This is a genomic window from Desulfosporosinus youngiae DSM 17734 (assembly GCF_000244895.1).
In the GTDB taxonomy this organism is placed as follows: domain Bacteria; phylum Bacillota; class Desulfitobacteriia; order Desulfitobacteriales; family Desulfitobacteriaceae; genus Desulfosporosinus; species Desulfosporosinus youngiae.
Genome location: NZ_CM001441.1, coordinates 55252 through 67007, shown reverse-complemented (window position 1 = coordinate 67007; position 11756 = coordinate 55252). Strand labels below are relative to the sequence as shown.

Genomic DNA, 11756 nt, shown 5'->3' with positions numbered 1-11756 from the left:
GGAGTTCCAGCATTTCTCGATGTAAAATCTCAGCTATAAATCAGCAAACCGATAGGGGCGAAGATAATCCCCGCCCCTCCTGACATTAAAAATCTTCTTTCTATGTCTGTTCCTAACGTTCAAAATTCCCCGCCAACAACCCAATCACTCTGAGCGGCTACATAGGACAAGGCTTTTTCTAATTCCATTCTCTTTCGAATTTCTTCTTCTATCGGTTCCAAGTGCTCATAAAACATGACAAACGTATCTCCTGGAACACAGCTGTCAAGTCCTGCACAAAAAGCTTCTATTTCCGGCAGTACGATGGTTATCATCTTAGGGTCCATGCCACTAAGTATCGCCTCATCATAGATAAGCTGTGCAACCTCCCCAGGCTTTCGTCCCCTTAAATCATTATCCTCTCGAATAATTAAACGCTGAAATCCTTTTGCCGCAATCCGCCCGACTTCACGCACGGTCTCATCCGGCCGGTCCCCTGGTACAGTAATGCATCCGACAAGGGATTTCTTTTTAAAGTGTTTGAGTGTGTTAGTAATCTCTTGAATTCCCGCCGCATTATGACCATAGTCAACGAACACTTTCACCCCGCTGACTTCATATAAATTGAGTCGTCCGCGATTATGTTCCGCATCGGAAGAGAATTCCTGAAGTGAATTCCGTATGGCTGTCGTGCTTATCCCCAATGCCCATCCTGAGGCGATGGCTGCCAGGGCATTTTGAATATTATGTTTGGCTTTGCCATCCCACGTCACGGGAATCTGTTTTACAGAGCATATCCGAAAGGTTTGAGACCCTTGACAAAGCAGGATCATGCCCCTTCGCACAAAGACCGCTGTTCCGCCTTTCCCTAAGTGTCTGCGAATATGAATATTATCTTTCTCTGTACTAAAAAAGATAACTCTTCCTTGTGTACGTTCGGCCATCTGAACAACATGAGGATCATCAGCATTCAGTACCACATAGCTATGGGGCTTGACTACCTCTGCAATAAGGCTTTTCACATGCGCAATATCTTCAAGCGTCTCTATTCCATATTGACCTAAATGGTCTTTTGAAACATTCGTAATAACCGCCACATCCGCATAATCATACCCTAAGCCGGACCGTAATATTCCACCCCTTGCCGTTTCCAGAACAGCTACTTGAACTTGTGGGTGTCTCAGGACAGCCTTCGCACTCTCCGGTCCGGTCATATCCCCTTTAATCCACATTTTTTTATTAATATATATCCCATCTGTCGATGTCATCCCCACTAAAAGCTGTTGATCTGTAAGCAATTTGCTGATCATACGAGTGGTTGTTGTTTTGCCATTTGTGCCACTGACAGCAACAATCGGGATCCGTCCATTTCCGGAAGGTATCACCTGTTCTACTATTGCCTTACCCACATTTCTTGCCTTTCCTTTACTGGGGAAATGATGCATACGAATACCTGGGGCCGCGTTGACTTCAATGATATGACCACTTCGCTCCCGGTAGGAGGCCTCAATGTCCTCGATCACTAAATCGATGCCTGCCACATCCAACCCAATCAGCTTGGAGGCATAAACCGCTAATTCAACATTATCAGGATGTACGAGATCCGTTACATCCTCGGCGATTCCCCCCGTACTTAGATTAGCACTGTCCCGCAGATAAACTGTTTCCCCTTTGGCAGGAACGTATGCCAGAGTTAAATTCTTGAGTGTCAGGTTCAGAAGTACCACCGAATCAATCTTAATTTTTGTTAAGACCTTCTCATGATCTTCCCCGCGCAGAGGGTCAGCATTGGTCTGAGCAACTAATTCTTCAATGGTCGATCGGCCATCCCCTATCACATGAGCCGGGACCCTCTTGGCTGCAGCAATAAGACGATCCCCTACTACAACCAAACGATAATGCTGTCCCTCAATATATTCTTCGATGATTACCCATTCTCCAAAACTCTGAGCCAGTTTAAAGGCAGCTCTAACCTCAGCAATATTTGTAAGCTGAAGTGTTACTCCCTTCCCCTGATTTCCGTGCAAGGGCTTAATGACTACAGCGGTCTCCATTTCGAGAAACGCTTGGACAGCCTCCTCTTCCGTATGAACAATATGTCCACAAGGGACGGGCACCCCACCCTCGCTAAGTATTTTTTTGGTCATTTCCTTATCACAAGCGATATCAACCCCTATACTGGAGGTCGCATCAGTAACGGTTGCCTGGATACGCCGTTGATTTCGGCCATATCCCAACTGCAATAGGCTCCCCCCATTGAGGCGATGAACTGGAATCCCCCGTTCCAGACAAGCTTCAACAATTACTTGTGTAGAAACCCCCAATTCATATTTAGCCATCTCTCTTTTAATCTGGTTTACCGCTTGTGATACATTAAATGAGTTTTGGTTCAGAAGAGTATTTACCAGTGAAAAGCCCTGTTTAAACCCTTCAATTGCGCCTGCTTTAGCTTCGTAATTAAAGATAATCTCATACCAACCCGGTTTTTCCAATATCGCCATGGTTTTGCCATATTTAATAGTTTGTCCCGCTTGAGTTAAAAGTTCTATAGTAACATGTTCAATTACATGTCCAATAAGGGTCCCCTCTTGCAACCTCTCTAGAAATCCGCCTGCCTTACCCCTTGAGCAATGGTGCTCAAGCAGAGTCGGCAAATGTTCGACCAGTCGATGACGAAAATCCTCCAGTTCATCAGTAAACCGTTCCGTCCATTCTTGGAGATCCACAACCGCTCGAATAATTGGGCGATGGCTGTAAACATTTGCCCCTTCGATTGCTTGGATTTCTCTAATCTCCATTTTGTTATTGTTCCTCCTTAAGCAGCGATGGATAATTTTCCTCCCCTAGTTTAAACCTTTTTTCCCCTAGGTATTCCCTTTTAGTAATATTCGTTGCCTTAAAGCCGGGAAACTCTGTTTTTTAAATCAAAGCCAAAGCCCTCTGATAGTACATGCATCAGAACCGGGCTTAAGACAAGAGCTTGCCCGGGAGTGGTTTCTGAGACATTCGTAATAGTGGACGTCGACGCATCGATGACTGTCACTGTATTGCTGCCGATGACCGAGAAGCTTGCATCTGACTGCACTAAAATAGCTGTATCTTCATCAATCCCCACCCCAAGAACATAGGGATTCTGAGAAATTGCTGATAAAAGTCTGCCTGTACGCCCACGCTGAGCAAAATGCTGATCAACAACCACAGAACGAAGTAACCCAAGTCCCGGCGCCATCGTTATAGTATCTTTTTTAGCTGTTCCCGCTTCCCCGCCGACAATCATGGTATCCGACATAACGGATGCGCCTGCACTGGTCCCCGCAATGATGATTCCTTGTTTATACATCTGCTGGAGCTTTCGGCCAAGCAGGGTTCCTCCCAATAATCCTGTAATCCGCAATTGATCACCCCCTGTAAAAAAGATCCCTGTCGAGTTGGCAAATTCCTTTTCAATACCTGGCCTGTTCGCTTGAGTTCGGTCAGAAACATCGAGAACTTGAACTTCCTTAGCCCCTAGTTCCAGAAACAAAGCATGATACTCTGTCCCTACCTGAAGCGGGTATTCTGTGGCTGCTGTCAGCACCGTAATACGACTCTCCCGGCCGCCTGACTCCTGAATAAACTGCTTAAGAATTTTGCACTCGTTTTTTTTATCTTCTGCTCCGCCAATAATGAGCAGTTTTCCTTCTACATGTTCCGCCAAAACTAATCCCTCCAGTCCAATAAGCTGCAAACTTCCAATGGAAAAACCATCGGAACTAAACTCCCTATAGTCTCCGCCTGGAATAGGTTTAATTATGCAACGAACATTCAGAAATTGACGACATACCATGAGATAGAATCTAATTACCTATAGAAAGGAGCGTCTGATCTATGCCCTACCGAAGAATTGTTATTTATCCCTCGCATAGATTGCTTGAACTTTATGATGGGAACCAGAGAATTTGTTCTTATCCTATCGCAGTAGGCAAACCATCGACTCCTACTCCCCCCGGCAATTACACCATTGCCACGAAAGTAATGCACCCCGGCGGAGTTTTTGGCAGCTGTTGGCTGGGGCTATCTATCCCTCATTATGGCATTCATGGTACAAATAACCCTTCAAGTATAGGGCAGGCAGTTTCCAAAGGCTGCATTCGTATGCATAACCACGACGTTGAAAATCTATATCGGCTTGTCGAAATAGGAACCTACGTCACTATTCAGGCATAGTTGAGAAGACAAGAAGACAAGGGCACCGTCCCCTTGTCTCTTGTCTCTCGCTCTTTACTTAGGCTTAATAAGGGCTCCTGGGATATCCCCGCCTCATCTGTCCCCGGGTTTCAACTCCCCCGACTCCATCCGTACCTGTAATTGTGTGGGTCAAAATATCCTTGACACACACAACTTGATCGGTCGGGGTAAAAGCAATTCGCTCAACTATAAAGACAGGATCAAAGGCATGGATGAGCATACGCTTCGGTGATGAGGCAAAATTTGCGCCTGCCGCAAGGATGGCTTCGTAGTTGGATTGGCAGGCGCCTGCAAAAATTACCAACGCATCCCTATTATGTTGAAATCGTCTGGCTTCTAAGACAGATTCCACAAAATAGCGGGAACTGCGATAGCTATCCATACTATGAAAATCCTTTTTTCCGGAAATCAACCCGTCATGACCTGTCAATACCAGAATATCAGCTGGGTTTTCTTGCAAAATCTTACGTATGACTCTGGGCTGTTCAATTTCAGATTTGCAAATCCCTTTAGCATCAATTCCCATTTGTTTATAGGTCTTGATACATTGCTGCAAATATTCCTGGTCTCCATCAAGCTGCAGCACCCGTCCCGGTATCTCAAAAAATTCTCTCTGATCATCTAGTTCCACTTTGCGCTGACTGGTCAATTTGTTTAACCTTTGATAAATCATTTTATGATCTTCACGCTGATAATTAGCAACCTCAATAGGACTCTTCAGTACAAGGTCAGAGATAGGAGCATCCGCAAGCAGTCTTAGATTAAGCCCTTTGAGAATTGCGGAATATTTACCTCTTGAATTTCCCTGTATCCGATCAACGTGAAAAAAGATATCCTGTTGATGGGATAGACGTGCGACAATATCTCCAACCTGAACCATAACCAAATCCTCCTCTTCCTTTTTGTTGCTATATACTATGTCGAATAAAACAGAACGGCATATATTATAGCAAGTTTAACTTAAGAGGGGGTCAAACGATGTTCGCAACGATTATTCCCGCTAAAAATGAAGAGAAGAGCATCTTGGCAGCTTTGACCACCATTCTACGACTTCCTATCAGCCACATCATTTTAGTTCTTAACGGCTGCACGGACCGGACATTTGAACTTGTCCGCTCAATTCCTGATACTCGTATTCATATTCTCTATTTTTCAGAACCACTAGGAATTGATATACCGAGGGCGATTGGTGCACTTTATGCACGTTCTTTAGGCGTTAAGGGAGCCCTCTTTGTCGATGGGGATATGTCCGGGGATATTTACGAGAATCTTGTTCACCTTCTTACGTCTATAGAATCAGGAATTGATGTTGCTCTCACAAATTGTTATCCCTACATTCCCCATCGTCAAAAACTCGCTAATGTCGTCCTTAGATTTAGAGCGAAGCTTAATCGGGAACTGGATTTATTTAAACGTCTTGGCCTCGCAACCCCTACTCATGGACCTCATGCCCTTTCTGAAAGAGCCTTACAGCTTCTCCCTCTTGAAGCCATTGCCATTCCCCCGCTCACCTTATACTGGGCTAAGAAAAACAATTTATCGATTAAGGTAGCCACATCCATCCCTCATGTAGCACTGCACTCTCCCCGGAAACACCGTCGTCATGCCCGTCTGATTGCCGAAACAATCATTGGAGATTGCCTAATGGGATTATCTTTAGTTCAAGGCAAACCTATGTCCCGCTCACTGGGCAAACACAAATTGCTTGGCTACCACCCGGAACGACGTTTTGATCTCCTCCAGTATTGGGAGCACTCCCTTGAATCTCGAGGAACATTTTATGAACAGCATATCATTGTACCAGGATCATCCTCCTCTATTTCAAATCCCGGCGATCATTTGTCGGATCTATAACTACTGACTTCTTAATTTCGGATCAATATTATGCTCCTGAAAGTATTGGCTGATCTTATCCTTTTCGTCAACTTGCACATGCACAATCGGTTGCAATTTTCCCTCTCGTACACCACTCCACTTCATGTAAATCGTCTGATTATAGGATTTATTTAAGATAGGATCAGTATATTGTAAGTCCACAACCACGTAATGCCCATCAATATTAAACTGTTTAGGATAAATCTCCTCGCCGGGTATAACTAAAACCAGGCTTGAGGACGCATCTTTAGGAATCTCATTGACAATGGATGCTTCATCAAGATAAACCGGCTCAGCAGATAATTGTTCATCAAAGACGACAGTCTCACTGGAAAGATTAACGGCTGGATGTACTCCTACGTTATTAAATCTTAACTCTAAACTAAGCTCATTGCCCAACTCTACCTTTGGAGATTCTTTCAAGACAAAAAAAGGACGTGTGGTCTCCTGTTGAACTTTCCAGGCGGCAACCGTTAAATAGACCGTAATCAATGCCGTAATGGCAAGCACAGATGTTGCTGTCGTTGCAATAATCGTCGACCATTTTTTTGCTCCATGTTTAATACCCTTTCCCAACCCCTGTTCACCCTCCATTATCTTCAACGTTTATCTAAATTTAGAACCTCAAGCGTGCTTCGAGCAGCAAATTTCAGGCCCTTTTATAGTTTGGCTATTTTCTGTCTTTTATGCTCACTTAGGTTCAAATGTTGTCAGGAAAACGAGGGGGTGCGACGGGGGGACGGGGTTGTTGACACACACATTCGTGTGTGTCAACAACCCCGTCCCCCCGTCTTAAGGCTTGGATTGAAACCTATATTCATAGAAAAGCTTTCGATAGCACCTGAAATTCCTCGATACTTAGCGATTCCGCTCGCCGGCTGGCAGAGATGCCCACGCTCTGCATACGTTCTATCACATCATCTTTTTTTATCCCTAAACCACCGGCCAGGGAATTTCCCAGCGTCTTTCGACGTTGACTGAAGGCAGCTTTCACTACCCGGAAGAAGTCCTTTCTATTCATATCAAATCCTGGGTAAGAGCAAAGGTCCAGCCTGATCACAGCAGATGTGACCTTTGGCGCCGGCCAAAAAGCACTTGGCAAAACATCCATTACTTTCGTAACCCTGGCAGAGATTTGAACCGCGATCGATAAGATTCCATAGGTTTTACTCCCTGGTGATGCAGCGATTCGATCCGCGACTTCTTTTTGAACCATGATTGTCATTCCCCTTAGCTGCTTTTCCTGTTCCAGAAAGTGCATAATTAGGGGGCTAGTGATATAGTAAGGCAAATTTCCTATCAGATAACCCATCTTCTCTCCCCATAGATCTTTAAGGTCCAGCTTTAAGGCATCTTGATGAATAAGCTCTATGGGATGCCCTTTTAGCTCTTTATTTAAAATGCTGATCTTATGGTCGTCTAACTCGACTGCCCACATTTTCTCTACCTGAGGAGCAAGAACCCGGGTTAAGACTCCAAGGCCAGGACCGATTTCTACCAGAGGGACATCTGGTTGTAATGTACTGGCTGAGATAATATGTTCAATCACTTCGTCACTGATCAAAAAATTCTGACCCAAGGATTTATGAGCACGTGCCCCATGTTTTACGAGACGTCGTGTGTATTCAGCTGCGTTCTCCACACTGCACCTCCTCTATCGCTTGAAGAAACTCCTGCCGAGTGATTCCAAAACGATTTAATCGATGCAAAAATTGTTTAGCATTAGAATCTCCGATACCTAACTTGCGTCCAAGAGTTACCCTATATTCACTGGCCTTAGCGGATCCCGCCAGACCCATCAGCACTAAATCCTCGATGGTAAACTCTTCACCAGACGTTCCCTGATCTTGTTTAATATGGGCAAAAGCATTACGAATTTCTTGCAGAGCGGCATTTTCGACTCCGATATCTCCCTTTTTGGTTGCTGCTTTTCTCGTTAGATAAACATGCTTCGCTTGAGGGACATAAGTTCGGATACGATTGCGAATCTGCTCGCCCACAGTATCCGGATCTGTAAAAACGATAACCCCCTGTCGCTTGGCCATTTCCGAAATGTATTCCAACGTCTTCTTTGTTAATCCATACCCATCCGTCCAAATTACATCAACTTCTCCAAGGGCGAGGCGCACTGCATGCGCATCATTTTTTCCTTCTACAACGATTAGTTCCTTTATCATTTTAGATTCCTCCGTTTAACTCTTATATCTTAACCGAGAATGTCCAAATACTCAAATTTTCGGCAGAGCAAAGTACGGAGTACCACTCATTAAAGGATAACGAGAGCGAAAGATTAGTTTCCTTCGCCCTCGTTATCAGTATATTACGTTATTTCTTTTCCCTTGTTTCCTTATTTGTTCCATAGGTTTTTATGAGCTGTTCCCAGATCTGGGGATCTTCCATCCCTAAACGCCAAATGGCCACACCGTGTAACTTGTGTTTCAGTGCATCATCCATTTTTGCTCTTAAACTAGCGATGTTCTCAAAGTAAACTTCGTGACGTACTCCATTGGCCGTGTAGGTAAACTGTGGAACTTTCGCATTAGGATCGGTAACTATTTCAACACCATGTTTTTTCGCACGCTCAACAGTTTGAGCATAGGACAGATAATCCGGCATAGTCGGTTTATTGGTTCCCCAGTCAAATGAATAGACAGGGAGACCCATAACGATTTTTTCCTTAGGTATTTTTCCAACCGCAAATTTGATAACCCTATCGACCCATCCCTCAGAGGCGATTGGTCCTTGGGTAGTTCCTAAGCCATGTTCATCATAGGTCATCAGAATAATTTGGTCAGCTGATTTTCCAATCGCCGCATAATCATAAGCACCTGACCATAGATCTGATGGATAATCCACGAACTTGGCAGGGATAGAAATATTTAAGACTTTATCTTTTGCTTGTAACCCTTTCTTAAGCTCTGCAACGAAGGCTGAAAAATTTTCCCGGTCTCCGGGAGGGGTTTTTTCAATGTCAATCGAAATTCCGTCCCAATTATCTTTGGTCGTCAGGTTAACTAAGTTGTTTACTAAGTTGGATCGTTTCCCAGGGTTAGATAACACAGCATGGGCCAGGTTCTCATCAAAGCCAACCGTTCCTTTTAGCTTCATGTTATGGATCAGGGCATAGGCTTTAGATCCATTTTTTTGAACCTGATCTTTAATTTTTAAATCAACGTCGCCGGTTGTGATAACCTTTCCGTTGGTATCAAAAGAGTACCAGAAAAACGCTACTTCATCTAATAATTTGGCATTTTTTAAGGTTGTTTCTTTTGAGCTTGGTACAGGTCCCTCCTGATCAGTATAAAATCCCATGACAACTCGCTTCTCCGGACCTAACACGGAATCACGCGTTGACCCTGCCTCAGCTTCCGGCAGTTGTGCCGTTTGCTCCGGTGGTGCATCGGGAGCAGCTGGTGGCTGTACATTGTTACACCCTGTTAAGGTAAGGCCAAAAATCAAGGCACTACTCGCCAATAAAGTCAGAAACCGTTTCATACTGCACTTCAACTCCTTAATCTAGATTCGGTAACTGACTTTATCTTCCCCTCTAAAAAAAAGGTTATGTATCTAAGCCTAAAGCGTTAATATCCTATTTAAGCTAATTATGGAAGTTCAAAATAATTGGCAATTCCTTTGGCAATTGCTCTGGCCAGCTGTTCCTGGTACCAAGTTTGCTGTAGTTTTTTTTGTTCTTTTACACTGGACAAATATCCTACTTCGACAATTACAGAAGGCATGCTGGTATTTTTAATAATGTAAAAATCGCCAGGTTTTGCAATCCTACGATTCATCCCGGATATTTTTATCAGTTCTTGCTGAATTAATTCTGCTAACCTTTTTCCAGATTCAGATTTATAATGGTAAAATGTTTCCGCACCCGAATTTTGACCGGTCGCAGTTGCATTTACATGCAAACTGACAAAAATATCCGCATGCTCTTGGTCAGCCATTTCAATGCGATGATTTAAATCAAGTTGCTTCTTTGTCGATTTCCCCTTTACTCCATTTGGAACATAATCCAGATCTTCTTCACGGGTAAGAAAAACTTGAATCCCGCTAGGCAGCAGCATTTCCTTGACGATCTGGGCAATTTGAAGATTAATGGCCTTTTCATAAACACCCTGAGGGGTAACCGCTCCCGGATCATATCCCCCATGTCCGGGATCAAGCATCACCACATATCGGTTTTCAAGTTGACTTACTACAGCGGTTGAACCCTGCCAGAATACGGAGAGTACCAGGCTCCCCATAACCCCAATGACAAGTATTATGGCAAATCTCGTCCCTATGATTACCTTTGGCCATCGCATTCAGCACTCCCCCGTTTCGCGATTCTCTTATATGAGTATGTGTCAACAAATAAACTTATACTTTCAGGCCGCCAAAAAGAGAGAGCCCCCGCATCAAAAATGCCAAGGCTCTCTTGTTTGATCTATAGTGAACGAGTTTCATTTATTGGACATAAACTGTCACAGTACGAACTCCCCATGATAGTGCTTCCTGTTGAGAATTCATGTAAAGGTCGATACGATTGCCTTTGATCGCTCCTCCTGTATCTAAAGCGCTGGCAGAACCATACCCCTCGACATATACTTTTTTACCTAAAGGAATAATCCTGGGATCAACTGCAATTATTCCACTGCGGACCGAAGCCCCTGTTGCAGTTCTCCCACCAGGTATACAATAGGCAGTTGCTTTCATAACATACGCCCGCTTAAAATTAATCGTATTCCCACCCCGCGAAATTGAGGTTTGAGTACCACGCGAAACAACTTGATTGGTTGGGGGAGTAACCACTCGTTGACCGATTACTACCCGGTCAACCTCTTTTCCATCCTCTAAGGTTAGTCTGACCGTCTGTTCTTGAAGACCCTGAGAGCCACGGCTGACAATTCTGTCCGGTAACCCTACCGGATAGTCGGCAGCCTGAGCAACCGTCTGAAAAGGAATCTCACTTTTTATCGTCTCTACTTTGTAGGCAACCCGTACCACGTTCAATTGGTCATTTGGTTCTAAGATATGGTCAAGGGCCAATGAAACCTTATCCATAGTACCTAAAGCGATTCCAAGCTTTTTAAGTGCTTCGCCAACCGTACGCGGTGCCAGATACGTCTCATACTTGTTACCATCTGCACTAACTTGGATGGGGATCGACCTTCGTACTTCAATATCCATACTATCCGTCACAGAATCTGAACGCTCTACATTGACTTCATCCACATCTTTAATCTCCAGGGCATACCTTGCTGATATCTCGCTCAAAGCTTCTCCGACCGTTTCTTTTGCCGTTCGTGTGTTGAACAGTTGCCCATCGACTGAGAGCTGAACCGGTACACTAGTTGCAACATCAATGGTCATCTCATCCGTAACTGGTGTATCTCTTGAAGGACTTACGATATCTTCCGGATAGAATTCAAGCTTAGATGAATGCTCTAGCGCCTGACCCACAGTCCCATAGATCGTCGTAATACGCACCGGGTTTCCATCGATATTGGCATTAATGGTTTTTAGATTGTACAAAACTGCTATGGCGGAAATCAGAAAAATAGTAAATACAACACCGGATATTTGGACAATACGTGATGTCCGAACTAGGTTCAATGCCTGAGTTCGAGTCAACTGAAACATTAAATCCCTCCAAACCCTGATAACAACTTCATTTTAAGTTAAAAGTA

General features: G+C 44.1%; 11 protein-coding genes. 2 read left to right on the top strand and 9 right to left on the bottom strand.

Translation table 11 applies throughout. The annotated features are described in order from the left end of the window. Positions 1-119: 119 nt before the first annotated feature. Together cphA and DESYODRAFT_RS00320 are read right to left on the bottom strand one after the other, a co-directional pair. Complete coding sequence (cphA, locus tag DESYODRAFT_RS00325; RefSeq protein WP_007777965.1) at positions 120-2777, bottom strand: cyanophycin synthetase; 2658 nt, start codon at positions 2775-2777, stop codon at positions 120-122. 98 nt (positions 2778-2875) lie between these two features. After that, positions 2876-3676 carry a cyanophycinase gene (locus DESYODRAFT_RS00320; protein ID WP_007777962.1) on the bottom strand — a complete coding sequence of 267 codons (801 nt, stop codon included), beginning with the start codon at positions 3674-3676 and terminating at the stop codon, positions 2876-2878. Positions 3677-3846: 170 nt separating this feature from the next. Here DESYODRAFT_RS00320 and DESYODRAFT_RS00315 point away from each other — a divergent pair, with 170 nt between their 5' ends. Further along, entirely contained in the window at positions 3847-4185 is a 339-nt protein-coding gene (locus DESYODRAFT_RS00315; RefSeq protein ID WP_007777958.1) for a L,D-transpeptidase, read from the top strand. Positions 4186-4249: 64 nt separating this feature from the next. Here DESYODRAFT_RS00315 and yabG read toward each other — a convergent pair whose 3' ends face one another. After that, on the bottom strand, positions 4250-5086 hold the full coding sequence (yabG, locus tag DESYODRAFT_RS00310) for a sporulation peptidase YabG (RefSeq protein WP_007777955.1): 837 nt from the start codon (positions 5084-5086) through the stop codon (positions 4250-4252). A 98-nt stretch (positions 5087-5184) separates the two neighbouring features. Between yabG and DESYODRAFT_RS00305 the strand changes: the two genes are divergently transcribed. Next, positions 5185-6060: a glycosyltransferase family 2 protein gene (locus tag DESYODRAFT_RS00305; RefSeq protein WP_007777952.1), complete on the top strand. Its 876-nt coding sequence runs from the start codon at positions 5185-5187 to the stop codon at positions 6058-6060. Here DESYODRAFT_RS00305 and DESYODRAFT_RS00300 read toward each other — a convergent pair whose 3' ends face one another. The 6 genes from DESYODRAFT_RS00300 to DESYODRAFT_RS00275 form a co-directional block, all read right to left on the bottom strand. Continuing rightward, positions 6061-6657 carry a hypothetical protein gene (locus DESYODRAFT_RS00300; protein WP_007777950.1) on the bottom strand — a complete coding sequence of 199 codons (597 nt, stop codon included), beginning with the start codon at positions 6655-6657 and terminating at the stop codon, positions 6061-6063. 241 nt (positions 6658-6898) lie between these two features. Then, positions 6899-7723 (bottom strand): 16S rRNA (adenine(1518)-N(6)/adenine(1519)-N(6))-dimethyltransferase RsmA, encoded by an 825-nt coding sequence (rsmA, locus tag DESYODRAFT_RS00295; protein WP_007777948.1) that lies wholly within the window; start codon positions 7721-7723, stop codon positions 6899-6901. Continuing rightward, on the bottom strand, positions 7707-8258 hold the full coding sequence (gene rnmV / locus DESYODRAFT_RS00290) for a ribonuclease M5 (protein WP_007777945.1): 552 nt from the start codon (positions 8256-8258) through the stop codon (positions 7707-7709). Before rnmV ends, rsmA begins: the two co-directional genes overlap by 17 nt. A 148-nt stretch (positions 8259-8406) precedes the next feature. Continuing rightward, positions 8407-9576: a glycosyl hydrolase family 18 protein gene (locus DESYODRAFT_RS00285; RefSeq protein ID WP_007777942.1), complete on the bottom strand. Its 1170-nt coding sequence runs from the start codon at positions 9574-9576 to the stop codon at positions 8407-8409. 107 nt (positions 9577-9683) lie between these two features. Next, positions 9684-10391 (bottom strand): N-acetylmuramoyl-L-alanine amidase family protein, encoded by a 708-nt coding sequence (locus tag DESYODRAFT_RS00280; protein ID WP_007777941.1) that lies wholly within the window; start codon positions 10389-10391, stop codon positions 9684-9686. Positions 10392-10533: 142 nt separating this feature from the next. Beyond that, a complete protein-coding gene (locus DESYODRAFT_RS00275; RefSeq protein ID WP_007777937.1) occupies positions 10534-11709 on the bottom strand; it encodes a resuscitation-promoting factor in 1176 nt (391 codons plus the stop codon). Positions 11710-11756 lie beyond the last annotated feature (47 nt).

What these genes read in the sequence shown, in the direction of transcription:
- cphA (WP_007777965.1), bottom strand. Translation starts at nt 2,777, where the DNA reads ATGGAGATTAGAGAAATCCAAGCAATCGAAGGGGCAAATGTTTACAGC.
- DESYODRAFT_RS00315 (WP_007777958.1), top strand. Translation starts at nt 3,847, where the DNA reads ATGCCCTACCGAAGAATTGTTATTTATCCCTCGCATAGATTGCTTGAA.
- yabG (WP_007777955.1), bottom strand. Translation starts at nt 5,086, where the DNA reads ATGGTTCAGGTTGGAGATATTGTCGCACGTCTATCCCATCAACAGGAT.
- DESYODRAFT_RS00305 (WP_007777952.1), top strand. Translation starts at nt 5,185, where the DNA reads ATGTTCGCAACGATTATTCCCGCTAAAAATGAAGAGAAGAGCATCTTG.
- rnmV (WP_007777945.1), bottom strand. Translation starts at nt 8,258, where the DNA reads ATGATAAAGGAACTAATCGTTGTAGAAGGAAAAAATGATGCGCATGCA.
- DESYODRAFT_RS00285 (WP_007777942.1), bottom strand. Translation starts at nt 9,576, where the DNA reads ATGAAACGGTTTCTGACTTTATTGGCGAGTAGTGCCTTGATTTTTGGC.
- DESYODRAFT_RS00280 (WP_007777941.1), bottom strand. Translation starts at nt 10,391, where the DNA reads ATGCGATGGCCAAAGGTAATCATAGGGACGAGATTTGCCATAATACTT.
- DESYODRAFT_RS00275 (WP_007777937.1), bottom strand. Translation starts at nt 11,709, where the DNA reads ATGTTTCAGTTGACTCGAACTCAGGCATTGAACCTAGTTCGGACATCA.